This window comes from Peribacillus kribbensis DSM 17871 (assembly GCF_000430765.1).
In the GTDB taxonomy this organism is placed as follows: domain Bacteria; phylum Bacillota; class Bacilli; order Bacillales; family DSM-1321; genus Paraperibacillus; species Paraperibacillus kribbensis.
Genome location: NZ_KE387240.1, coordinates 295,265 through 319,340, shown reverse-complemented (window position 1 = coordinate 319,340; position 24,076 = coordinate 295,265). Strand labels below are relative to the sequence as shown.

General features: G+C 42.2%; 19 protein-coding genes. 5 read left to right on the top strand and 14 right to left on the bottom strand.

Annotated features, from left to right (window positions below; all coding sequences use genetic code 11):
• Nucleotide 1 precedes the first annotated feature (1 nt).
• From H539_RS0119865 to helD, 4 genes are all read right to left on the bottom strand, one after another.
• Nucleotides 2-1,036, bottom strand: coding sequence for a HEAT repeat domain-containing protein (locus tag H539_RS0119865; RefSeq protein WP_026694976.1), 1,035 nt, complete (start codon nt 1,034-1,036; stop codon nt 2-4).
• Between the two features lies 1 nt (nt 1,037).
• Nucleotides 1,038-2,651: a GGDEF domain-containing response regulator gene (locus H539_RS0119860; protein ID WP_245602223.1), complete on the bottom strand. Its 1,614-nt coding sequence runs from the start codon at nt 2,649-2,651 to the stop codon at nt 1,038-1,040.
• Between the two features lie 220 nt (nt 2,652-2,871).
• On the bottom strand, nt 2,872-4,803 hold the full coding sequence (locus H539_RS0119855; protein ID WP_026694974.1) for an endonuclease MutS2: 1,932 nt from the start codon (nt 4,801-4,803) through the stop codon (nt 2,872-2,874).
• An 860-nt stretch (nt 4,804-5,663) separates the two neighbouring features.
• Complete coding sequence (gene helD, locus H539_RS0119850) at nt 5,664-7,919, bottom strand: RNA polymerase recycling motor HelD (RefSeq protein WP_026694973.1); 2,256 nt, start codon at nt 7,917-7,919, stop codon at nt 5,664-5,666.
• A gap of 186 nt (nt 7,920-8,105) precedes the next feature.
• On the opposite strand from helD, the gene H539_RS29140 reads away from it, so the two are divergent.
• Together H539_RS29140 and H539_RS0119840 are read left to right on the top strand one after the other, a co-directional pair.
• Nucleotides 8,106-8,801 (top strand): Type 1 glutamine amidotransferase-like domain-containing protein, encoded by a 696-nt coding sequence (locus H539_RS29140; protein WP_051348696.1) that lies wholly within the window; start codon nt 8,106-8,108, stop codon nt 8,799-8,801.
• Nucleotides 8,802-8,864: 63 nt separating this feature from the next.
• Nucleotides 8,865-10,484, top strand: coding sequence for an ABC-F family ATP-binding cassette domain-containing protein (locus tag H539_RS0119840; protein ID WP_026694972.1), 1,620 nt, complete (start codon nt 8,865-8,867; stop codon nt 10,482-10,484).
• A 202-nt stretch (nt 10,485-10,686) separates the two neighbouring features.
• On the opposite strand, the gene H539_RS0119835 is transcribed toward H539_RS0119840, so the two are convergent.
• From H539_RS0119835 to H539_RS0119815, 4 genes are all read right to left on the bottom strand, one after another.
• The gene (locus tag H539_RS0119835) at nt 10,687-11,079 is read right to left on the bottom strand and encodes a hypothetical protein (RefSeq protein WP_035323415.1); all 393 of its coding nucleotides are present in this window, start codon (nt 11,077-11,079) and stop codon (nt 10,687-10,689) included.
• Nucleotides 11,080-11,222: 143 nt separating this feature from the next.
• A complete protein-coding gene (locus H539_RS0119830) occupies nt 11,223-12,752 on the bottom strand; it encodes a hypothetical protein (protein ID WP_155890155.1) in 1,530 nt (509 codons plus the stop codon).
• 245 nt (nt 12,753-12,997) lie between these two features.
• Complete coding sequence (locus H539_RS0119825) at nt 12,998-13,783, bottom strand: glucose-1-dehydrogenase (RefSeq protein ID WP_026694969.1); 786 nt, start codon at nt 13,781-13,783, stop codon at nt 12,998-13,000.
• A gap of 260 nt (nt 13,784-14,043) precedes the next feature.
• Complete coding sequence (locus H539_RS0119815) at nt 14,044-15,045, bottom strand: phosphotransferase enzyme family protein (protein WP_026694968.1); 1,002 nt, start codon at nt 15,043-15,045, stop codon at nt 14,044-14,046.
• 500 nt (nt 15,046-15,545) lie between these two features.
• Between H539_RS0119815 and H539_RS0119810 the strand changes: the two genes are divergently transcribed.
• Nucleotides 15,546-16,655, top strand: coding sequence for an AbrB family transcriptional regulator (locus H539_RS0119810; RefSeq protein WP_035323412.1), 1,110 nt, complete (start codon nt 15,546-15,548; stop codon nt 16,653-16,655).
• 346 nt (nt 16,656-17,001) lie between these two features.
• Here H539_RS0119810 and trhA read toward each other — a convergent pair whose 3' ends face one another.
• Nucleotides 17,002-17,652, bottom strand: a complete 651-nt coding sequence (trhA, locus tag H539_RS0119805) for a PAQR family membrane homeostasis protein TrhA (RefSeq protein WP_026694966.1) — start codon at nt 17,650-17,652, stop codon at nt 17,002-17,004.
• Nucleotides 17,653-17,788: 136 nt separating this feature from the next.
• On the opposite strand from trhA, the gene H539_RS0119800 reads away from it, so the two are divergent.
• Nucleotides 17,789-18,367: a DUF2087 domain-containing protein gene (locus H539_RS0119800; protein WP_026694965.1), complete on the top strand. Its 579-nt coding sequence runs from the start codon at nt 17,789-17,791 to the stop codon at nt 18,365-18,367.
• Nucleotides 18,368-18,444: 77 nt separating this feature from the next.
• On the opposite strand, the gene H539_RS0119795 is transcribed toward H539_RS0119800, so the two are convergent.
• The 5 genes from H539_RS0119795 to H539_RS0119775 form a co-directional block, all read right to left on the bottom strand.
• The gene (locus H539_RS0119795; RefSeq protein ID WP_026694964.1) at nt 18,445-19,146 is read right to left on the bottom strand and encodes an ABC transporter ATP-binding protein; all 702 of its coding nucleotides are present in this window, start codon (nt 19,144-19,146) and stop codon (nt 18,445-18,447) included.
• A gap of 17 nt (nt 19,147-19,163) precedes the next feature.
• Nucleotides 19,164-19,940, bottom strand: a complete 777-nt coding sequence (locus H539_RS0119790; RefSeq protein ID WP_026694963.1) for an ABC transporter ATP-binding protein — start codon at nt 19,938-19,940, stop codon at nt 19,164-19,166.
• 14 nt (nt 19,941-19,954) lie between these two features.
• On the bottom strand, nt 19,955-21,229 hold the full coding sequence (locus H539_RS0119785) for a branched-chain amino acid ABC transporter permease (protein WP_026694962.1): 1,275 nt from the start codon (nt 21,227-21,229) through the stop codon (nt 19,955-19,957).
• A 9-nt stretch (nt 21,230-21,238) separates the two neighbouring features.
• Nucleotides 21,239-22,225 carry a branched-chain amino acid ABC transporter permease gene (locus tag H539_RS0119780; protein WP_026694961.1) on the bottom strand — a complete coding sequence of 329 codons (987 nt, stop codon included), beginning with the start codon at nt 22,223-22,225 and terminating at the stop codon, nt 21,239-21,241.
• A gap of 65 nt (nt 22,226-22,290) precedes the next feature.
• Complete coding sequence (locus tag H539_RS0119775; protein WP_026694960.1) at nt 22,291-23,490, bottom strand: branched-chain amino acid ABC transporter substrate-binding protein; 1,200 nt, start codon at nt 23,488-23,490, stop codon at nt 22,291-22,293.
• 275 nt (nt 23,491-23,765) lie between these two features.
• Between H539_RS0119775 and H539_RS29135 the strand changes: the two genes are divergently transcribed.
• Nucleotides 23,766-24,035: a MerR family transcriptional regulator gene (locus tag H539_RS29135; protein WP_035323407.1), complete on the top strand. Its 270-nt coding sequence runs from the start codon at nt 23,766-23,768 to the stop codon at nt 24,033-24,035.
• Nucleotides 24,036-24,076: the final 41 nt, after the last annotated feature.

The window sequence follows — 24,076 nt, the reverse complement described above, 5'->3', positions numbered from 1 at the left end:
TTTACGTAACAGCTCCTTTATTCACCCATTCCCAGGCCATGTCTCTTGCGAATGGATCTTGGTCATGATGATATATACTGCTTAGTATTTCGTCTCCCTGCTTGAAGGATTTCAAGGACTTCCCTGCCTGATATCTCACCCACCAATTTTTATCACGCAATAATTCGACTAGCTGCGGCTTCAGCCTTTCTTCCTTCACAATGCCGAACAGCCTGGCTGCAAGCATCCTTTCCTGCCATTCCTCTGACTGAGCCAGATGAAGATAGGGAGAGATATCCTCTATAAGGCCGATACTGGCAATCGCCTTTAAAGCTCTAAGCCTGATTTCCCCCTTGTTTTTTTCAGCTGTATGTTCCAGGAAAAGAGCATAAGGCATTCTCTTTTGAAGACCCATACAATCTAATACAGCCAGCTTAAGAGAATCCGGACAGAGGTAAAAGCCCAGGACCATTTCATCAAATCTTTTTTCGGAAAAACGGTATAAGATCTTTCGATATTCAAATTCCGGCATTTCCCCGGCTTTTTTTAAGAGATCAATAATTCCCGGATAGTCTGCCGAAGCAAGGATGCGCATAGAATAGGAGGCTTCAGAAGAGGACTTATTTCTTCCTGCAAGCCTTATCAGTTCCTCCTCCAATTCAAATAATGAAAATTTATCCAGATGGTAAAGGGCATTCATTCTTGCACTCCAAAGCCTGCTCTTTAATTGCTTTTGATAAAACGGAATCAAAAACTTCCTGGCCGCTGCTGTAATTCGTCCGGCACTGTTTCCGGAAAGTACGGCAGAAAAACTGCTCAATATCTCTTCAAGAGCTATTTTTTGCGGCTTAGTATCTGCCTGAATATGCAGTTCTCTGTTTTCATCCAGTAGATAGCCGGCAAGCAGTGGTTCTAACCGCTTCTTGATGTCATCGATATTCTTCCTTTGATGGTTCTCATATGCCTTTCTACTAATAAGGTAGGAAAGCATTAAAAATAAGAAAATACTAATAAAACCAGCTGCGGATACAAGAATCCATATTTCGCGGTGGAGCATCTTAATCCATCCTTTTTAATAGTCTTTCTATTCTGGCCTGCAGCTCTGTGATGCTGAATGGTTTAGTCACATAATCATCTGCCCCGAGCTTTAAAGCCCTTGCAATGTCTGTTTCACTTTTTCTCCCTGTCAGCATCAAGACTGTCAGCCTTCCTATCACTCTTTCTTTTTTTACTTCTTGGATGACTTCAAGTCCGTCCATTGAGGGCATCATCCCATCCAGGATCAAAAAATGATGGCCCTCTTGTTTGAGCCTGCTTGAACTGATAAATTTCAGGCCATCCTCAAATGATTCGATATCTGCTTCATAGTTTGGGAAATCGGCTGCTTCCATCATCTTGACCAGCATGGTACGGATAATGGCATCGTCATCAATAATAGATACCAAAAGCCTTTTCTTCGGTAGTTCTTGCCGGCCATTTTCAGATACTTCTATCCTGGCCCTCCCATTTTTCTTTGCTTCATAAAGGGCACTGTCGGCATGTTGAAGAATGGACTTCTCTTCAAGTGAATGATCAGACACCGTATAAACCCCTGCTGAAAACGAAACAGTATAACCCTCTTCCCCAGAATGGAAGGTCTTCCTGCTGAAATCATGAAGAACGTTTTCCAAGCGCGTTTTAATCTCTCTCGAAGTTGAGTGTGGAAAAACGATGATGAATTCCTCTCCGCCGTATCTAGTTACAATATCAGAAGCACGGACACTTCTCTTTAAAAAGAAGGCGAATTCTTCCAGGACCTTATCCCCAGCAAGATGCCCATAGGAATCATTGATTCTTTTAAAATAATCTAGATCCACGATGGCCACGGTAAAGGATTCACTAGTCCGTTTAAGTTCTGCCAGGCTTCTCGCCAGTATTTTTGTGAGGAATCGGCGGTTGTAGACCTGTGTTAATTCATCGACAAGCACCATTTGATCGAACATTTGCTTTTTTCCAATCTGCCTTTCCACTCTAAGTAGGAACTCCTCCAAATCCAAGGGCTTTGAAATAAAATCATCTGCCCCAAGCATAAGGGCCTTTATTCTATTTTCTTTTGTATTTTCACTGCTGAGCATCATTTTCGGCAGGAAGTACTTCCCATTTTGTTCCCTGATATCTTTAAGTATCTGAAATCCGTCTTTTTCTGGCAGCTGTATATTCACAATCAAGCAATCTGGATTGAAATCGTAAAATTGGGCCATGGCTTTTCCAGGATCTGAATTGGCGATCACCATCCATCCTTTTTTCTCCATCTCATCTTTAAGCAGCATCAGCATGGAAATATCATTATCGATAAGATAGACAAGAGGAATGTTTTCTTTCTGAAGAACAGGCTCTAAATCTTCTTCTACCGAATACTCGGTTTCATAGGTTCTTCCTAAGAGCTCAAATAAAAATTCCCTTAACTCATTTGTGGTCCATGATTTTTTTCTTCCTTCGATTTTATCCATCAGGCTGCCTGCTGTAAGGGCAAGCTTTTCCAGCTCAAGTGTTCCTGCGGTCCCTTTGATGGAATGAAGAAATCGATAAACTTCTTCCGAGGGTATTTCATTTCCCCGCTCCTCTTCAAACCATGAGACGAGCTGAGCTTTCATATTTTTAAACAAGGCATGTTGATATTTTTCCAGATTCATGGCGCTCCCCTTTAAACGGCTGTCATTCATTTATCCTTAGTTAATTTGTAAAAAAAACAGCATGGGTGCCAAAGCATTGGCAGCTATGCTGTTTGAAACAAATACAAATCGTAAATAACTATGGTAAAGTATAGTCATTCTATAGTTAAAATTCAAACAAAATCGACAATAACTGGCAAAAAACAGGGCTAATTATTTACCTTTTTGGACATTATTCCCACTATTTTCCTAGTTCTCTATTAATTATCAGGCCCTCAACATGCTTCTTTTCCATAAGCTGCTCCGCTTTCCGATTTTCCTTTGAATCAAAAATGATTCTGAAATCGTAATCCTCTGGATATAGCTCCTCCGATTTAATATATAGCTTGATCCGTTTATGGTTTACGCTCCTTTTTTCTCCTTTTACCTGAATCGTATAATTCCCCAGAGAATCCGGGCCTTTGCAGACTATCCCATACTCTCCTGTGGATACGATTAACACGTTGTCACCCATTTCATAGTGGGTTGCATGGCCTAATGCCTTTTGCTGCAGCTCCTTTCCTCGATGCTTGTTAACGGCAATCTGCTTTTCCCAGTCCTTCTTCAGTCTGTCATCCGGGGCTTCCACGCTGTATTTTTTTTCATCTTTATACGTAATTTTATGAGCCATCTCTATCAGCTTAGGATGCATCCCGAGCTTAAGAGCAATGGTAAATGCCTGGCTTTCCCCTCCCTGTCCGATCAACAGCCGATATGTCGGCTTCAATGTATCAAGATCAAATTCCATCGATCCATTTATAAAGCCCTCCTGCTTATAGGCAGTATCTTTAATTTCGCTGTAATGTGTGGTTGCGATCACATAGGCTCCTTTTGAGTGAAGCTGATTTAAGATCATTGCCGCAAGGCCCATCCCTTCTCCGGGATCTGTTCCTGATCCCAGTTCATCCATTAGAACCAGACTTCTATCATTTGCTTCTTTTAAGATTTCAATGACACTTTTAATATGAGAGCTGAATGTGCTCAGGGATTGTTCAATGCTCTGGCCATCTCCGATATCGATCAGTACCTTATGGAAAATGGGCAGAACGCTGCTGCTGACTGCTGGAACATGAAACCCGCTTTGAGCCATTAAGGTGAGCAGTCCCACTGTTTTTAGAGCTACCGTTTTCCCTCCCGTGTTCGGCCCTGTAATGACAAGAACATTCGTCCCCCTGCCAAGCTCAATATCCAAAGGCACGGCATCCGGCCCAATCAGAGGATGTGTTGCCTGCTTCAGGAAGATCCATTTCTCTTCGCTCACCATAACTTCATTTCCTGAAATTGCCCTGCTGTAGCGAGCTTTTGCAAATAAAACGTCATAGTGGATCATCGTTTCAGCTGCCTGAATGATTTCTCTTTCATGCCTTTCCACAAGGCCAGTCAACACTTGCAGGATTTCCTCTACTTCTACTTCTTCCTGGCTTTTTAAGATGGACCATTCTTCCTGAAGATATTGAAGATCAGATGGTTCCATAAAAACGGTTGATCCGGAGGCACTTGTATCCAGTACCTCTCCCTTTATCTTATTTCGATACTCCCTTTTGACTGAAATTACGTACCTTCCGTTCCTTTCGCTGACATTCTGATCCTGAAGATAGGTTTTATACTTATTGGAACGGACTATGGACAGCAATTTCTCTTTAATCTTTTCCTGCTGGGCAGCAATCAGCCTTCTGACTTTGGTCAGGGCCCTGCTTGCATGATCATCGACCCGCCCGTTCCTGATGCAGCGCTGAATCTCTTTGGCCAGATCTGAAATATCCTCTATCGCCTCCGAGTAGGAAGCCACCCGCGGTGCTAAAAACTGTTTACCCTTCATAAACCGCTTCAACTTCTCACAGCTGTCCAGAAAGTCATATAACTTTGACAGTTGATCCTCTCGCAGTGAAACTCCCTTATTGAGGCCTTCGAGAAGACGGTATATTCCTCCCATGGAAGTAAGGGGCACACTGGAGCTTTTCTCAAGAATCGCCACTCCTTCGGTAATTTCCTGAAGCCATGCCTCAATCTGTTTTTTATTATAGGAAGGAACCAGTCTCCGTACCTTCTCTTTAGCCTCCTCTGACATGGCATATTGGGCTGCTTCTTCTTTAATCCTGGTAAAGCCTAAAAGATCAAAAGTCTTTTCATTCATTTTGGATTCTCCTTTTATGTTTTAGATATTAAATAAAGGTGGATGATTGGAAGGCAAGCTTCCCGCATTAGTCGGCTTCCAGCTCCGAACTGACATCCTCGAGTCATAAGCCATTCGCCATCAAAAGGCAACAACGGCCTTTCGCTGCCGCCCGTCTTATGCCTTTCAGGTGTCTACTTTTCAACAAGTTTGTAATCTCGATGAGATTGCAGATCATAGTGCTTAAATTAATTTAATTTGAAAAGCACCGTTCTCCGCTTTAGGCGGCTTCCAGCTGCAAGCTGAGACCCTCGAGTCATAAGCCGGACCGTCTATGGGAAGAAAAGCGCTTCCCACAGCCACCCCGTCTTATGCTTGTCGGGTCTCTGCCTTCTAACAAGTTGTCTTTGAACCAAATATTCTGATTCATAGTTCTCAAAATAGGTTTTGATTTGAAGGCACCGCTTTCCGCATTCGTAACAAAAAAGCCGCAATGAACAATGTTCATTGCGGCTTAAGTGTTAAACTTATTCCTTTCGCCTGATAAGAGGGTAGACTGGATTTTTATTAGGGTGCACTTTTTGGGTGCTTAAAATCTGTCTCCATATATCAAAAAAAGCTATGTCCTTGGACATAGCTTTTCACGAAAGGCTTGTGCCACTGGCATTATTCTTAACTTGCATTCAAGACATAATGAAAGAAACCCGGCATTGGGTTGAAATCTTGAATACCCGTATTAAATTACGGTTAGTTAAGAACGACACCAGACATAAAACAAACCCCTTTTTATCAGAAATAAGGTTATATAATTATAGTACCCTTTACTATATGTATTAGGATATATAATTGTTAAAAAATTGTCAAACAGGAAATGGGAGGATTTACCCTTCCTTCAATAAAAAGCTTTCTCTGCTGCTTCCAAAAAAGTAGAGGCGGTGGAGTGGCCTCGTCATGGTTACATATAATAGTTTAACATCCAGATCATTTTCCTTGTTGAATACTTCATCAATCGAGACTGCCAGGACCGCATCAAATTCTAATCCCTTTGATAAATACGAAGGCAGGATTACGGCCTGGTCCTTTGGAATGGATTCCTGCTCTTCCAGAAGTTTAACCGCATGTTCTCCGTCTTTCAAAAGGCTGTACAGCTTTTTACTGTCCTTCATGGTTTTGCAGATGAGTGCAAATGTTTTATAGCCTTCTTCTTTAAGCTGTGTAAGTTTTTCTGTTATTTTATCTCTGTATTCATTTTCATTTAAGACCTCTTGATATTCAGGAAGTTCCCCATGCCTGACGACAGGCTCGACCTGAGGAAAAGAATATGGAAGAAGTTCAAGCAGTCTATTTGCCTCATTCATGATCTCTACCGTGGTTCGATAGCTTTTTTGAAGCTCTGAGTATATAGCACGCGGAAACACCTTTTTCTGTATCGTCTGCCAGGAGTCAAGCCCCCGGTATGAATGGATTCCCTGTGCAAGATCGCCGACAAGGGTGAACATATCGGTATCATTTGCTGTTTTAAGTGACAGCAGCTGCATAAAGCTGTAATCCTGGGCTTCATCAATGACAATGTTCTTCGCCCGTTCTTCCTTTTCCACTCCATATAGCTTGGAATGGAGATATAAGATGGCCCCCAAATCTTCGAGCTCATGTGTTTTTTTCGAAAATAGAGCCTGATTATAACTGCAGATCATTTCTGCCTGCTGTAAGGAAATCTCTCCGCCGCTGTATGAGGAGAGGATTTCAGGCTTCTCAAATAAAGCATGATAGTACTGCAGCGTGCCTTTCTTTTCAAACTGCTTCATATACTCCTTTAAAGAGGTTTTAATGCTGTTCTGGATTTCAAGCAGGCGCGTTTGCTTTTTATCGAGGGCATTTGAAACAAGTTCTTTCCGCCTCTCAGAGTCAAGCCTGCTGTATAGTGCTCTTTCCAGCCGGTCATCATAGAATTTTTCAATTCCTTCTATCATGTGTTTTTTATTCGCACGGACCTGATTTTGAAGCAGATTCTTTAATTTATCCAGCCTGCTGTATAATGGCAGATACCAATACTCTTTGTTTAAGAGGTAATTAAACTTCTTCGCCGAATAAATTCGATATTTATCCACATAAAAATCGGATTTCGTATTAAATCCTTTAAAAATATCCAGTAAATAGGCGTCGAGAATTTTTTTGTATAGCGGAGAACCTTTTACCCCTGCGATAAAGGCTTCTTTCTGAACATTCTCGCCTTCAAGCTCAAGAAGGCGGACAAGCTTATCATCGGCTTTCATTTTGAGTTTTTTTCCAATCGCCCTCTGAACGTACTCGGCGAAGGTGAACTGTTTTACTTTTTCAACTCCGAGCTCAGGAAGGGCTTCAGATATGTAGTCGATAAATAATCGGCTTGGTGCAATGATCATCATATTCCTAGGGTCAAATTGATCTCTGTAATGGTAGATGAAATAGGAGATTCTATGAAGTGCGATGGTAGTCTTTCCGCTCCCGGCCGCTCCCTGTACAATGATCGGCTTATTCAAGTCTGCTCTTATAATGCGGTTTTGTTCTTCCTGAATGGTAGCGACAATCTCTGTAAGCCTGTTGCTTGAGCTTTTTGCCAAAGATTCCTGCAGGAGCTCATCTGTGGTCGTCAAGTCGATATCCCTTATATCCTCAAGCAGGCCTTCCTCAATCATCAGCTGCCTTTTAAGAGAAATATGTCCAGAAAACTCCTCTCCTTCAGCCTGGTAGCTGACATCGCCTATTCTGCCTTCATAATATAAATTGGCAATCGGAGATCTCCAGTCAACGATAATCTGTTCCTGATTTTCCCGCTGATAAAGAGAGGTCTTCCCAAAGTATAAGACCTCGGCTAGTGGGTGTCCTTCTCTTGTAAAGTCCACTCTGGCAAAATACGGCTTTGTTTTTGCTCTCCTCAGGCTTTCGAGCTCAGTCAGGGACATATCAAAAAAGCTTGCATTGGTAAGAATTTCGGAATATCCGCCGGCCTCAAGCCAGTCGGCATCCCCGAACACTTTTTCCATATTCTTTTTAAACTGATCTTTGCTGGTTTGGGCGGTTTCAATGACTACATCCATATATCTTTTTGTAAAGTCGAGGCGTTGAAGTTCTTTTTGAAAATCCGGATGCTGCTCCATTTTTCATTTTTCTCCCTTCAGGTGTGTTTCCCGCATGCGGAGAAAGGAACTTTATTGATGTAACGGTGAAATGGCGGAAATTAATAGTATCAGAAAAAAAAGCTCCGTGCAATTCTTTTCTGTAAACATTTCGAAATAGAGGTATAATTGAAAATATTCTAAATTCATAAGGGAGGAATCTGGATGCTGAAACAAATTATCGCATTAGGAGGAGGAGGGTTTTCGATGGAACCGGAAAATCCAGCCCTCGATACCTATATCCTGAACCAATGCTCAAAGAAGACGCCGAAAATCTGCTTTGTCGGTACCGCGAGCGGCGATGCAGAGAGTTATATAGAGCGTTTTTATCAGGCCTATAATGCCTTCGACTGCATCCCTTCCCACCTTTCCTTATTCAAGCCGCCGTCCGGTGATCTAGAAAGCTATGTCATGGACAAAGATATCATTTTTGTGGGAGGGGGAAGCACCAAGAATTTAGTGGCTTTATGGAAAGAATGGGGTTTGGACAAAATCCTTTATAAAGCATGGAATGAGGGCATCATCTTATCCGGCATCAGCGCAGGGTCGATTTGCTGGTTTGAAGAAGGTGTAACTGATTCTTACGGTGACCTGACAGACATTAAAGCATTGGGTTTCCTGCCCGGCAGCAACTGCCCCCATTATGATGGAGAAAAAGACAGGCGTCCCGTTTATACAAGGATGATAAAAGACCAAGTGCTGTCCCCTGGATATGCTGCGGATGACGGAGCAGCCCTTCACTTCATCGGGACAGACCTCCATGCAGCGGTTAGTTCAAGGCCAGATGCAAAGGCTTATTATGTCCGGCCGGCAGACGGCGGGTTTCAGGAAGAGGAAATTGCGATTAAAAATCTCCAGCCTTAATTTATTCTTATCCGAAAACATGATATAATGAGTGATATTGTCTTTTTGGAGGTATCCACATAAATGATCACTGTTAATAATGTCGGCTTGCGTTATGGAGACCGCAAGCTTTTTGAAGATGTTAATATAAAGTTCACTCCCGGAAACTGCTATGGTTTAATCGGTGCAAACGGTGCCGGAAAATCCACTTTCCTAAAAATTTTATCCGGCGAAATCGAGGCGCAGACTGGTGACATTCACCTTGGCCCTGGAGAACGGCTGGCTGTTCTTAAACAAAACCATTTTGAGTATGAAAATGAAGAGGTTCTGTCTGTAGTGATCCGCGGCCATCAGAGGCTGTACGAGATTATGCAGGAAAAAGATGCGATCTATATGAAAGCTGATTTCACTGATGAAGACGGCATCCGGGCTGCAGAGCTTGAAGGAGAATTTGCAGAGCTTAACGGATGGGAAGCTGAATCAGAAGCTGCCATCCTTCTAAAAGGCCTTGGAATTCCCGAGGAGCTTCATACAAAGAAGATGGCTGAGCTGACCGGGGGAGACAAAGTGAAGGTCCTTCTTGCCCAGGCCCTTTTTGGCCAGCCGGATGTCCTGCTGCTGGATGAGCCGACGAACCACCTTGATATCAAAGCGATTCAATGGCTGGAGGAGTTCTTGATCAATTTTGAGAACACCGTAATCGTCGTGTCCCACGACAGGCATTTCCTGAATAAAGTCTGCACGCACATTGCCGATTTAGACTTTTCCAAAATCCAGATCTATGTCGGGAACTACGATTTCTGGTATGAGTCCAGCCAGCTTGCTTCAAAGCTGACACAGGAATCCAACCAAAAGAAAGAAGAAAAAATCAAAGAGCTTCAGGCATTCATTGCCCGTTTCAGTGCCAATGCCTCAAAGTCCAAGCAGGCAACCTCAAGGAAGAAGCTGCTCGATAAGATTTCACTTGATGATATCAGGCCTTCTTCAAGGCGCTATCCGTATATTCACTTCACTCCTGAAAGAGAAATCGGCAACGATCTCCTTAGAGTTGAAGGACTGACAAAAACCATTGACGGCGTGAAAGTACTGGACAATATTTCCTTTATCATGAATAAAGGAGATAAAATCGCTCTTGTGGGAACAGATGAGATTGCAAAGACGGCTCTCTTCAAAATCCTTACCGGCGAAATGGAAGCAGACAGCGGGACGTTCAAATGGGGAGTTACTACCTCCCAGGCCTACTTCCCTAAAGATAACTCGGAATACTTTGAAGGCAATGAGCCGACTCTTGTAGAATGGCTCCGCCAGTTCTCACCGAACGATCAGAGCGAAAGCTTCCTGCGAGGTTTCTTGGGAAGAATGCTGTTCTCAGGTGAAGAAGTGCTGAAAAAACCAGGAGTGCTGTCAGGAGGAGAAAAGGTCCGCTGCATGTTATCCAAAATGATGCTGAGCGGCTCCAATGTCCTGCTTCTGGATGAACCTACCAACCACCTTGATTTGGAGTCCATTACGGCATTGAACAACGGATTGATCAATTTTAAAGGATCTCTTGTCTTCTCTTCTCATGACCATCAGTTCATTCAGACTATTGCCAACCGCATCATTGAGATTACACCTAAAGGCATAATCGATAAGCAGATGACATATGATGAATATCTTGAAAACGGGGATCTGCAAAAACAAGTCAAGGAAATGTACAGCTGATTATAAAAAACTGTGCCCAGCGGCCGGTTCATACTGCAGGCAGGCTCTTTGTGAAAAAACGGAGTTTGCCTGCAGTTTTTTTATTCCATTCAAGATCGTGAAGCAGATGCCGTTAATCTCGGGATAGCAAACCAAAAAAAGGATTTGGAATGAACTTTCATTCCAAATCCCTTGCTTTTGGCTAAATGGACAATGGATTAGATTAGTATGGGTATCCGAAACCAGGATAGCCATATCCATAGCCATAATACGGATAACCATATCCACCATAACCATACCAAGGATAAGCAAGCGAGCCCAGGGCAAGACCGCCTAGAAGTCCCGCACCAAGACCCCAGCCCCAGCCTCCTCCCCAGCCCCATGGGCGCCCAAAGCCCCAGCCGCCCCAGCCCCACGGGCGTCCGAACCCGAAGCCTGGTCTCCCAAAACCTCCAAAGCCAAAACCTGGCCTTCCAAAACCTCCAAAGCCAAAGCCCGGCCTTCCAAAACCAAAACCTGGCCTTCCAAAGCCAAAACCTGGCCTTCCAAAACGCTGGTCGTTTTCATTAATCTCATGGTCAAGTAAGTGCTGATTCAAAATAAAGCTCCTCCTCATTTTTTATCTTTTTACAGTTTTAAAATATGTATTTGCCCCTGCAGGTGTATAGGCCATTATCCAGGACTTAGTAAATTCAACCAAATAGCGAAAAGAAAAACCAGCCCATAAGGGGAAACTCCCCATAGAGGCTGGTCTGATACTTAAAGAATATATGGCCCTAATAAAAACATCAAAAACAAAACATCCATGACAGCGAAATAGAAAAATTTCCCCGGCGGGTTCACATCGTTTATTTTACTAAGCTTCAATATCCCCCATGAAAGCAAGGCGATCAATATAGGCCAAATTATAAAGCTGCCAGGGAAGGTCAAATATCCCGGAGCGACCACAAAATTCTCTGCTCGGAAGCTGGTATTGAAGGTATAAAGCTGTGAGACTGTCAGAAGAACGGCTGGAACCAGAACAATCCATTGCTTTGATTCGTCTTCAAATAAGTTTCCTTTGGAAAAGAAAAGCACGGCGAAATAAATTGTGGGAAGAATCACCCACATCATTGCAAACAACAGAAAGATAAAGCTTCCAAATAATACGGTCACCGTATTAGAAGCGGCATATTTCAGATCTTCCTTAGAAACCTGCCTGCTTTTTTCGATGGCCATTGGAAGGGTTGATGCTGCATGCAGGGTATATTCTTTGCCGGAAAATGCCGTCCAGACAGCGAGGTCATTTCCCAGCCAAGAGGAATTCACCGGCAGATCTCTGGTTGTGCTGATTCTCTCAGCTTCCCATTTGCCGTTTTTCTTAACCGCTTCATATAAATTGTAGCCTTCGTTTTTTGAAGTTCTTCTCCCATACTCTGAGAAAAGGATGTTTTCACCCTTCCCGGTTTGTCGGAAGTTTATATTTCTGGGATTGGGGTAGGCTTCATCAGTCTTGGCATCCCGCAGCTCAATCTTTTTCATCTGGACCGGCGCTTTCATATCAGCTGGGTTCATAACCATTTCATATAAATCATAATTCTTATTTCCCTGTGACATCCTCATCGTATTCAAGAGGATGTGCAATTCACTTCCTGAACGGAAATAATTCAACCCTTCCAGACTCTCATTATTTACTAAGGAAACCAGCGGAAGAGAAGTACTTTTGTACCCTTTCCCCTGTTTTTCAAAATAGTTGAACTGGAATTTGCCGCTGTCGACCGACGCCGTCATAAAGGAATGTTCTTCAATGGCTGTGTCCATGATGTTTTGATTGAATTTCTTTACAAGCTTAGATGTTTCTTTCACTGGATCAAAGACATAAAGTTCATTTTCCTTCCAAAAAACAATCCAATCCTTCTCTATTCTTGCACTTGTAATGCCTTTTTCTTTTTCCTCTGCCTTTTTTCCATCGAAGACATAAAGTGAATCATTGTCTTGATATATGACTTTTTGATCCTTCGCCCAAAACTCAGAATTTCCCGAAAGTGAAATCCCGGATATCTTATTTTTAGTGCATTTGAGAGTATCGCCACATTCGACTTTTGTGACCGAAGAGTCTCCAGCAAAATATATACTCGAATCTCGGACATAGGGCTTAACAGGATAAACAGCTTTTTCATTTAAATTGTAAGAGCGGCTCCAGCCAGGACTTGGCAGTTTTAATTCTTGGCGCAAGTTCTCGATGAAGAGCAAAACCAGCAAAACAAGTAAAATAAGAATGGGAAAAAAATAAGCTTTTTTAGTCAACATACATTCTCCTCTAGATGATCCATTTTACGGTTTCTCAAGGGTTCTGGTCGTTTCGCTGCGATTGATATGATAGTAGTTTCAGAGACCATATAGGAATTATTCTCTTGAATAGCTGTCAGCACAGTCCCCCGGAAAAGAACCTAACTACTATTTTATTCCTTTTTCTGGAGGGTGAATACCCCTAATTGGAAAAAAATGCATAAAAAAAGCCGCAGCTATACAGCTACAGCGAAAAATCTTTAAATTTAGCCTTTACCAGCCTGAAAGCCCGGATATTTTGTCATGCCTCCATCTACGTAAAGTGAAATTCCTGTTACATAACTAGATTCTGAGGAAGCCAGCCATGCAGCACATGCCGCAACTTCCTCAGGTTTCCCGATATACCCCATCGGGATTAGCTTTATAACCTCTTCCTTTTTGACCGGATCAGAGAGCTTCTCCGCATTGATAGGAGTATCAATGGCACCCGGGGAAATATTATTGACCCTGATTCTTTGTGGGGCATACTCTAAAGCCAGGGTTTCCGTCATCATCTTCACTCCGCCCTTACTTGCTGCATAGTGAACAAAGTGTGGCCATGGAATCTTGTCATGTACAGATGCCAGATTGATTATTGAACCTTTTATATCATTTTCTGACATATATCTTATAGCTTCCCTGCTCCCCAAAAACATGCCTGTCAGATTTACATTGATAACCTTATTCCAATCTTCCAGGGAAAGGTCTTTAGAAGGAACTTCATTTTCTATCCCGGCATTATTCACCATGATATCAAGGGAGCCAAAATGGTCAACGGCGGCGGCAACCAGCTTTTTCACGTCCTCTTCCTTGGTAACATCGCCTTGGACAGCGACCACACTGTCCCCGCGGGATTTCAACTCCTCTATAAATTCATTTAATTCGCTGCTTTCAGAGTGATAATTCACCACCACTTTGACTCCTTCATCAGCCAGACGTTCCGCAATGGCTTTCCCGATTCCCTTTGAAGCACCGGTTACAATGGCCACCTTATTCTTCAAATCCTGATACATATTCATTCTCCTTATCTTTTAACTCGATTTTCCTATTTAAAGGCTGTATTTTCATTCTCTCCCTTTACTCCCTGCTTAAACATCCAGCGAGAAAGGAAGCTCTTGAAACGGCCTAAATCCTTCAAGACGTTTTCTACTTTACCCCGGAATCTTAACATTGCAAACCTGTAAAATGATAGAGAAAAACACTTAATAAGGAAGATCATGAAAGGAACGGAAAAAGACCCCTTATTAGGAGCCTTATAAAGCAGCTGATTTTGTTATACATACATCTCTATAGAATGAAGCAGGGTTTTCCTGCTTTTAACCCGGTTTTCTACAGCGTCCAAAAAAGTCTTCTGCTGATTGCTCATGTTTAGGTGATCAAATTTTTTATATAATACCGATAGAAGGGTAATGTCTCTCAGCCGGAAAAACAATGGAATATTCTTGAGCAAATCTTTAGGAAGTGTGTTTTCGGACTGATATCCACTCAGAAAGTGTGCCAGAAAGGCCCGCAGGAAACCGCTCCTGTTATCCTTTGTTGAAAAATCCCGCTGCATGATCAAATAATATATGGGCATTGCGATGTCGCTGGCAAACCAGTGAAAAGAGCAATCGTCAAAATCAAAAATATTGATCCTTCCTCCCTCATATAAAAAGTTACCTGTATGAAGATCCGAATGAATCAAACCATATGTATCTGTGTTTTTTGGAAGGGACTTTAATTCAGCTATCATTTCTTCTCTATAACTGAGCAAATCAGGCTCAATATCAGGTTTGAATAGTTCGATTCTAAGCAGCTCCTCTTCTTCCCAATGCGGCCGCTTCATTTCTTTATCACTTTCATAAATCTTTGTGAGACGGTTTAATTGTCCGATCCCCTTTCCCCATGCGTAAGCGATATGGCTGTCTTGTTCAATATCCTCCCAGCTGATCGACTTGCCGGATAACTTTTCAAAACAGCTTGCATAAAAGCAGGTGCCATCCTCTGCAGGCAGTATTTCTACGAAGTTTTGATGAATTGAGAGAAAATGAGTATAGACAGAAGCCCCCTTCTCAGCCAAAAAACCCACCCAGTCCACTTCCGCCCGGATCAGCTCAAGGTTTCTATGGGAGGAGTGTACAAACCTGATGATCCGCGGTATCCCATGTACCTCCACTTCATAGATATAATTTTCAAAGTCTCCGATTTTTTTAAGACTCGAGATTTCACCTTTGAATAATTCCGCACCTTCCTCCACAATCTTCGAGGTAAATACTTTTTCAACACTTGCTTCCATCCTTTACTTCCCCCTTTTATCCGTCTCCTTTCATTGTATTTTTTTACAATGGAAAAATAAAGCAGAAATTTAACTGGATTTTCTGGATATTTTTTATGGAGGAATGAATATTTATTCATGCTGGAATAGAGAGCCTTCAGGCAGATAACAGCGAACCACCAAAATGGCAGCCGAATTTTAAAAGTAATTACTTATAACCCTTTTGTCAATCATTCATTCCTTTTCAAAACTGAAAGCTGGCCATTAGTTCCTAAAACTCCAACCTTTACTTCATTCAAATCAAATATTCATTGCTGGCCGTAGAGCAAGCTCTAATTCCACTCTTACCTATTATTTACTAATTACAACAAAGGTGTCTCCTTGCTTTTCCAGAGACCATCCAAGTATATCAACTGCAGACTGAAGAGGAATATAAAATAAAAATATTGGAGAATATACTACAATCTTCAATTCTTATAACAAAGAAAGAACCAAAAATTTGTTAGATCAGGAGAATTTTAATGCAAAACCTTAAGCTAATGCTTCAGAATGTTCCTTTATTAACCATTACTTCTTTAGGAGGCCTTCTTTTATACACTACAGGAATATCTATAGCCTGGCTGTTGGGAAGTTTGTTTACAGCAAGCATAATTTCGCTTTTTTTGAAACCTGGAGGAAAGGCTTCCAGGACAAACAAAGGCATACACCCCTATTGGAGGCAAATCGGACAAGCTATTTTGGGTATACAATTGGGACAAAACCTTCATTTTTCCAGTTTAAATATTTTTGAGGATCACTTCATCCTCATTTCCTTAATGTTACTGATGTCGATTGCTGTGGCACTACTCTCTGGAATGATGCTGTGGCACTTCAGCAAAGCAAGTATGATTACCTGCCTCTTTGGAACGACACCCGGGGGAATGTCCGCGATGCCAGCAATAGCTGAAGAGGCTGGCGCTAATGCTCTAGTTGTAAGCTTAATCCAGACCATCAGGATTTTATTTGTTATTGGAACCGTTCCTTTTATTGCAGGAAAAGTGAATAATCAACTACATATAAACCTGCCGGGTAGTAATCATTCATATCTTGAATTTTTTCCCTTGCTATGGACCTTTCTGTTAATTATAGGTTCAATTATAGGAGTTGAAATGGGAAAAAGATTAAAATTGCCTGCTCCCTGGCTCGTCGGAAGCATGATCGGAGCGTCAATATCCCAATTATTTATTACTTATTTTTATATGAATGACGCCTCCCCTTTCTGGCCGCATATTATAGTCATCCTGGCACAGGTTATGATCGGAGCCAGTATCGGCTTTCAGGTAAAAAAGGAAATGTTCAGGGGCTTAGGAAGGATTATTTATGGCGGGCTGGCAACTTCGTTCTTAATGGTTACAATCATGGGCAGCTGTTCTATATGGATTTCAAAGATAACTCAAATACCATTGGTTACCTGCATCTTAGCTTTTGCTCCTGGCGGGATAGCAGAAATGGCATCCACTTCTATGGCCCTCAATGCTGACTCTACTTTTGTGGTTACCGTCCAGTCCCTTAGATTAATTGCCGTTTTAATTATTATGCCCGCGATGTTAAAGTTTATCAGCCTTCAGGCCCCTATTAAAACAGATCAATAGATGATATGACCTTTTGCTTTTTTGTAAGAGCTAGGTAAAAAGGAAAAGTATGACGCTGGTAAATCCAACTAACAATTGATATTTTGTTTGTAATATATAATCAGTAAAATTCACATGATGATTCAGCGTGTACTATAAGAGTCGTAGTTGAATGGATAAAACAAAAAAGTTTTAGATATAGCAGTAAGTCGTTTTAGTTAGTAGAATATGTACAATAAAAAAACCAGTTCATACAGAACTGGTTTTTTTGTGGCTTCTGGCAAAAGGTGATTTATTGAAAATTATGAAATATTAGCGAATGATTGCTCCAGATAAAATATAATTAGGTGACACAAGTCTGCTGATTTCAGCGTCCAATCGGAAGCACGTAATATAGAACTGCAAAGAAATGGGCAGCCGTTCCACCAAGTACAAAAAGATGCCAGACTGCGTGATGGAAAGGAAAGCCTCTCCATACATAGAATACCGCCCCGAATGTATATAAAATTCCGCCGCCTGCAAGAAGCTGTATTCCTTCAGCCGGCAGAGCAGCTGTAAGAGGACCCCAGGCAACGACTATCAGCCAGCCCATGACGATGTATAATATGGTTGAGATAAATAAGAATTTCTTAACAAAGAACGTCTTAAATACTACTCCAACAACGGCGATTCCCCAAACGATGCTGAGAAGCGACCAGCCCATCGGCCCTTTAATTACAATTAATGTGAAAGGTGTATATGTTCCAGCTATAAACAAATAGATGGCCGAGTGGTCAAATATTTCAAAAAGATCTTTTGCCCTGCCTGCAGGAAAGCTGTGTACCAGGGTGGACGAAACATAGAGCAGCACCATGGTTACGCCAAAAACAATAAACGAGACTAAATGCCAAACCGTTCCCTTCGCCGCAGAATCAATAATTAAAAACACCAATGCTGCAAGACTCAGCAGTACACCTATTCCATGAGTGATTGCATTCAATAATTCTTCTTTCTTTGTAAATACATGGGTATCTGCCATTCAATTTCCCGCCTTCCATTTTCCCGTATCTCTACCTTAACAAAATAATATCGAAATACAAAGGAATGACTTGTGTTTTCATAATAATTAGACTATTGTCAAATTAGATAGTCATCAAACTAAAGGGGAATTTTTCATGCAGCTTAATAAATTGGTCCAGTTTAATAGGGCTCTCTCCGATCCAAACCGTGTCAGGATCTTAGCTATGCTTTCAAGCGGTCCTAAAAACGGCTTGGAAATAGCGGATGCTTTAGGCCTTACGCCGCCTACTGTCACCCACCACATCAAAAAACTTAGAGACATAAATCTTCTAACTGAGAAGAAAGAAAAAAACTGCATTTACTTCTATATAAAAGAATCTGTTCTAATGCATTATGCTAATTCTATTACATCGACAATATTGAAAGGCGGGATTAATACTATGGAAGAAGAAAAAAACTCTCTGGAAGCAAGAATCAAACATTTTTTTACTGCAGATGGCAGGCTGAAAAACCTTCCTTCCCAAAGGAAAAAGAAACTCTGGGTCCTCTATTTTTTGGCTGGAAAGTTTGTGCTAGGGGTAAAGTATTCAGAAAAAGAGGTGAATGAATCTATAAAAACCTTTCATGAAGATTATGCCACCATCAGGAGGGAATTTATCATTACAGGTATTATGCACAGGGAAAATGGGATTTATGAACTCAATCCTAAGGAAATATGGGAGGTTATTCAATAGATTTAAACACACCCTCAAGAAAAATAGGAAAAGGAGGATACTGAAAACGGCATCCCCCTAAACTTCTCGTTATGACATTAAGCCAGATAGGCTTCTCTTACTTCATTATTTTTTATTAAATCCTTCCCTAAGCCTTCCAGTTTAATGGAACCCGTCTGGATTACATAGCCTCTATCCGCAATTTGGAGTGCTTGATAGGCATTCTGCTCGACCAGCAGGATGGTAATGCCTGCTTGATTCAGTTCCTTAATAATTTCGAATATCTGTTCAACAATGATAGGAGCAAGTCCCATCGAAGGTTCGTCCAGCATAAGCAGCTCCGGCTTCATCATCATGGCCCGGCCAATGGCGAGCATCTGCTGTTCACCGCCGCTCATTGTCCCGCCTTTTTGATCCAGGCGTTCCTTGATTTTTGGAAAATACTGAAATACCTTGGACATGCGCTCATCAATTTCCCTTTTATCCTTAACCGAGAATGCCCCCATCAGCAAATTTTCCTTTACGGACAATTTGGGGAAAATCCTTCTTCCTTCAGGAACATGGGCGATACCGGACAGTGCCGTATCGTGCGGAGGCTTTTTGGTAATATCTTCATTTTTATATATGATACTGCCTTTTGCAGCCTTCACAAGCCCGCTGATGGATTTCAGGGCGGTGGATTTTCCAGCTCCATTGCTTCCAATCAGGGTGACAATTTCTCCTTTTTCAACATTTAGAGTAATGCCTTTTAAAGCTTGTATACCTCCATAAAAGGTTTCAATATTATTTAATGCCAGCATATGTTGGGAACTCCTTTCTATCCGGCATGGACTGCCCCAGATCCCAGGTAAGCTTCAATGACTTTGGGATTGCTGCGGATTTCCTCTGGAAGTCCTTCTGCGATTTTAACTCCGTGATCCAAGACGAAGATTTCCTCGGATATTTCCATGACGAGCTTCATATCATGTTCAATAAGAATGATGGTCAGGCCGAACGTCTCTCTCATATCCTGGATCAATGCGGTCAGCTCTCGTGTTTCCTTAGGGTTCATTCCTGCAGCTGGTTCGTCAAGAAGTATAATATCCGGCTTTGCGGCGAGCGCACGTGCAATTTCCAGCCTTCTTTGGGCTCCATAGCTCAAATTTGCAGCTTTTTCATTTAAAAGCGATTCAAGGCCCACATATTGAAGAAGTTTATAGGCTTTTTTTTCAGCTTCTCTTTCTTCCCTTCTTACTTTGGGAAGATTTAACAGGATGCCGAAGATATTTGCCCTTAGATGTGTATGCATGCCAACCAATACATTTTCGATAACAGACATCTCGCTGAACAGGCGGATATTCTGAAAGGTGCGTGATATCCCTTTCCGTGACACTTCATGAGGCTTCAGTCCCTGGATTTTCTCCCCCTTTAACAAGATAGATCCAGAAGTCGGCTGATACACACCTGTTATCATATTAAAAAAAGTGGTCTTCCCGGCCCCATTTGGCCCAATTACAGCTGTTATGGATCCCTGTTGAAAAGTCATGTTAATATCCTGGTTCGCGGTCAGCCCGCCAAACGTCTTTGTTAAGTTTTTAACTTCTAATATCGTCACGTCTACGAGCCTCCTTAACCTTCTGCACTCTGTTTTTTTTCTGTCAGCTGAATCACATTGCCCGAGCTTAGATCCTCCATCTTATAGACAGGATTTTTTGCTGGAATCAATCCCTTCGGCCTATAAAGGGCAAAGATGATTAACAATGCCCCAAACAGCAGACGCTGCATTTTAGCTGGAGAAACCGCATCTGGAATCACAAAGGTACCGGAAGTGCTTAATTCATTCAGCCAGTTTGTCAATTCTGTAAGCACCTGCAAATTCAAGATCGTCATGACTGCGGCGCCCAGGATAACACCTGGCACACTGCCCATCCCTCCCAGAATAACCATGACTAGAATTGTTATGGATTCTAAAAGCGTAAAGCTGGTCGGGTCTACGAAGGTTTGCTTGCCTGCAAAAACGACCCCCATCATTCCAGAGAAGGAAGCCCCCACTGCAAAGGCAACCAGCTTGGTACGGACAAGGGGTACTCCCATGGCCTGAGCAGCGATTTCATTTTCCCTGACAGCTTTCCAGGAACGGCCGATTTTAGAGTGCTCAAACCTTCTTACCGTAAATATAGTAAAGATAAGGATAACGAGGACCACATAATAAAATTGGCTGGCATTGACCAGATCGATCCCGAATATCCGCGGCGGAGTAATGGATGGAATCCCCATCGCCCCTCCTGTAATATTCACAGGCTTATCAAGGTTGTTGAAGATAATTCTTATAATTTCCCCAAACCCAAGAGTCACAATGGCCAGATAATCTCCTTTAACCCTTAATACCGGGATTCCCAGAATGATTCCAAATAAGGCTGCCGCAAAACAGCCAAGCAGGATGAACACCCAGAAGCTGTTCCCCGATAAAGGATAATGCCCGAATGGCATGAAATTTGCTGCTTGTCCGGTTGCAAATATTCCATAGGTATAAGCACCTACTGCAAAGAAAGCCACGAATCCCAGGTCAAGGAGACCAGCCATCCCTACAACAATATTCAAGCCCAGGGCCATGGATATATATATCCCTACCATAGTGGCAACTTCCATATAGGATTCATAGGCATCTCCTCCGCTGGCAGACAGAGGAAGCAAAACAACGAGGACCAAGAGGCCTGCGCTCCATTTGATGGCATTTGAAAATTTCGTATAATATAAAAGCAGAAGTGAAGTAAGCAGCAGCAGGAATGCCACAACAGACTTCTGGGCCAAATACAGGCTCAGAGAAGTAACCATAATAAATAACAGAAGGAATAGTCCCTGATATAATTTATTTTCCGAGTATTTTCTTAACCATATCTTCATCCTGTCCACCTACACTTTCTCTGCCACTGGTTTACCCAGCAATCCTTCAGGCTTGAAGATCAGAACGGCAATAAGGACAATAAATGCGAAAACATCCTTATATTCAGCACCAAAGACCCCGCCGGTCAGGAGTGACAAATTGGCTGATGCAAACATTTCCATTACTCCCAGGAGAAGGCCGCCGAGCATGGCTCCCCTGATATTTCCTATCCCGCCAAGTACCGCAGCAGTGAACGCCTTGAGCCCTAAAATAAAGCCGATGTACGGATCGATTGTTCCATATTGGACGGCGAACAGAACTCCTGTCGCACCTCCCAAGGCAGAACCAATGAAGAATGTAAGAGAAATCACTTTATTTACATTTACAGACATGAGTGAAGCTGTATCCCGATCCTGTGCTACCGCCCTCATTGCCATTCCCCAGCGAGTCTTGTTAACAAAAAAGTCCAGGACCACCATCATGATCACCGCAGATACCAATACAATGATAAATGAGGTTTTTATCGAAGCATCATTAAATATAGAAGAAATAGAAGATGTATGAATCTTGATTTGGTGAGTAAAAAGGCTTGGACCAGTAACTATGTAATTTCCCTTTTTCAACTCCGCTATGAATCGGACCAGATCCTGAAGCAAAAATGAAATCCCGATTGCTGTAATTAAGGGGATCAGCTTAGGCGCATTCCTCAGCGGCCTGTAGGCCACCCTTTCAATCCCCATTCCCAAAAGACCTGTTAAAAGGGCTGTTAAAAGCAGCACTGTGATCAAGAGGACGATGGCAGGAAGCGCGGAAACCCAGCCAAATCCCGTTAGTAAGAGCAGCATCGCCGTTCCGATGAATGCCCCTGTCATAAATATTTCTCCGTGTGCGAAGTTAATCAGCTCCAGTATTCCATAAACCATGGTGTATCCAAGCGCTATTACGGCATACACTGTTCCAAGCGTTAAGCCATCGATGGCAACCTGCGGAATGGATTCGAGTATATTGTTCAGCATTCATATTCTCCTTTCATATCTTGTTGTGAAAGAGGCAGGCACCAATGTCCTGCCTCCCCCCCGTTTTATTTTTTCGGGATTTCTGCGTCAAATACTGGAGGATATTTTGCATCATCAAACTTATACACGAAGAACTTTGCAAAATCATTGTCTCCCTTGCTGTCAAAGCTTACCTTCGTAACAGCACCCTGGAAGTCCTTTAGATTTCTGACAGCTTTCATAACCTGCTCGCGGGTAGGCTGTTTCTTTCCGTTTTCTTTAATCGCATCCTCAAGTCCCTTCAACACTACGCCCATGGAATCATATCCATAGACGGAGTAGGACTCGATGTTTTTATTGAATTTCTTCTTATAGTTTCCAGCGAATTTCTTACCGGTTTCTGTTCCTTCGGTATCGCCTGCAACAGAAGTGATAAATACATTCTTAACCGACTTGCCTGCGATTTCAACAAGGGTAGAGGAGTCAAGGCCGTCTCCGCCCATAAACGGAACATCAATCCCTTTTTCCCTTGCCTGCTTGATAATCAGGCCGCCCTCAGAATATAATCCCCCAAAGAATACAAGGTCAGGCTTTTTGGAAAGCACCTGGTTAATGACTCCGTTGAAGTCTTTTTCCCCTACAGTGATTCCTTCATAACCGACAATTTTTGCCCCTTTTTCTTCTGCAGACTTTTTAAAGGCATCTGCTAATCCAGTACCATATGCCGTTTTATCCTGGATGACAAAGATCTTTTTTGCTCCAAGTTTTCCAGTGGCATATTCTGCTCCCGCAGGGCCCTGGTAATCATCCCGGCCGCAAATCCTGTTTACCGATTGCAAATTGCGGTCCGTCACTTCCGTCGCTGTGTTGGCAGGTGAAACCATTGGAATCTTGTATTTTTCATAAATTTCAGAAGATGGAATGGCAACTCCTGAATTCAAATGGCCAACTACTCCGTATATCTGTTTGTCAGCACCGATCAGCTGTGCATTGGCTACCCCTTTTTTCGGGTCCCCCTGATCATCATAGGGCTGAAGCTTCAATTCATATCCTAGCTTCTTAAATTTATCCTTCTGCTCGTCAAGCTGCATTTGTGCTCCCAGCTTGATGGCCTCGCCAAGTGTGGCACTGCCGCCTGAAAGCGGAGTTTGTGTAGCAATCTTAATGACCTTTGAACCGTTTGATCCTTCACTTGAAGAACCGGACGAGCTTTTCCCGCATGCAGCTAACATGGTGAGCGCGAGCGACCCGCTCAAAAGTAATGACATGGACTTCCTCATTTTCATAAAACCTTGGCCCCCTAACCTTTTCTAAATATTCTGAATACTTTTTCGAGCTTTTTTACAATCTGTAAAACGCGTTAACGTTTGTTCAAGTATAATTTTAACAATGTGCCAGTACAGCAATTATGTAAGGATTTCTTACATACTTTTTTTGCAAGTTTGTCGAATTGTATATGAAAATGCATTATTTCTTTTATTGATAAATAGAAGACATCCTTATAAACTTTTAATATACGGAATATTGAAAACTCTCTAACGTTAAACAGGTGGTGAAAGATTTGAGCTGGAATGATTCAACCTTTAAGGATAAGAAAGTCATCACTATAGGAACCGTCAGCGAGTTAACCGGTTTATCAGAGAGACAGATTCGGTATTATGAAGAAAGGAAACTCATCTTCCCTTTAAGATCACAGAGTGGAATAAGGAAATACTCTTTTAATGACATAGAAGAACTTATAGAAATTGCCAACCATATCGAAGACGGGGTATGGACGAATGAAATTAAAAAGGAGATGCGCAGACGCGATGCTCTCCGTCCTTCATTGTAGTTCTCTTTGCTGCTGGAGTGGATTTTCTCAGTAATAGTGCT

Bases quoted from the DNA above. Each gene is read 5' to 3' on its own strand.
- H539_RS0119810 (WP_035323412.1), top strand. From the start codon at position 15,546: ATGCAAAACCTTAAGCTAATGCTTCAGAATGTTCCTTTATTAACCATT.
- H539_RS0119815 (WP_026694968.1), bottom strand. From the start codon at position 15,045: ATGGAAGCAAGTGTTGAAAAAGTATTTACCTCGAAGATTGTGGAGGAA.
- H539_RS0119795 (WP_026694964.1), bottom strand. From the start codon at position 19,146: ATGCTGGCATTAAATAATATTGAAACCTTTTATGGAGGTATACAAGCT.
- trhA (WP_026694966.1), bottom strand. From the start codon at position 17,652: ATGGCAGATACCCATGTATTTACAAAGAAAGAAGAATTATTGAATGCA.
- H539_RS0119855 (WP_026694974.1), bottom strand. From the start codon at position 4,803: ATGAATGAAAAGACTTTTGATCTTTTAGGCTTTACCAGGATTAAAGAA.
- helD (WP_026694973.1), bottom strand. From the start codon at position 7,919: ATGGAGCAGCATCCGGATTTTCAAAAAGAACTTCAACGCCTCGACTTT.
- H539_RS0119780 (WP_026694961.1), bottom strand. From the start codon at position 22,225: ATGCTGAACAATATACTCGAATCCATTCCGCAGGTTGCCATCGATGGC.
- H539_RS0119825 (WP_026694969.1), bottom strand. From the start codon at position 13,783: ATGTATCAGGATTTGAAGAATAAGGTGGCCATTGTAACCGGTGCTTCA.
- H539_RS0119800 (WP_026694965.1), top strand. From the start codon at position 17,789: ATGCAGCTTAATAAATTGGTCCAGTTTAATAGGGCTCTCTCCGATCCA.
- H539_RS0119830 (WP_155890155.1), bottom strand. From the start codon at position 12,752: ATGTTGACTAAAAAAGCTTATTTTTTTCCCATTCTTATTTTACTTGTT.
- H539_RS0119785 (WP_026694962.1), bottom strand. From the start codon at position 21,229: ATGAAGATATGGTTAAGAAAATACTCGGAAAATAAATTATATCAGGGA.
- H539_RS0119775 (WP_026694960.1), bottom strand. From the start codon at position 23,490: ATGAAAATGAGGAAGTCCATGTCATTACTTTTGAGCGGGTCGCTCGCG.
- H539_RS0119865 (WP_026694976.1), bottom strand. From the start codon at position 1,036: ATGCTCCACCGCGAAATATGGATTCTTGTATCCGCAGCTGGTTTTATT.
- H539_RS0119860 (WP_245602223.1), bottom strand. From the start codon at position 2,651: ATGAATCTGGAAAAATATCAACATGCCTTGTTTAAAAATATGAAAGCT.
- H539_RS0119835 (WP_035323415.1), bottom strand. From the start codon at position 11,079: ATGAGGAGGAGCTTTATTTTGAATCAGCACTTACTTGACCATGAGATT.
- H539_RS0119840 (WP_026694972.1), top strand. From the start codon at position 8,865: ATGATCACTGTTAATAATGTCGGCTTGCGTTATGGAGACCGCAAGCTT.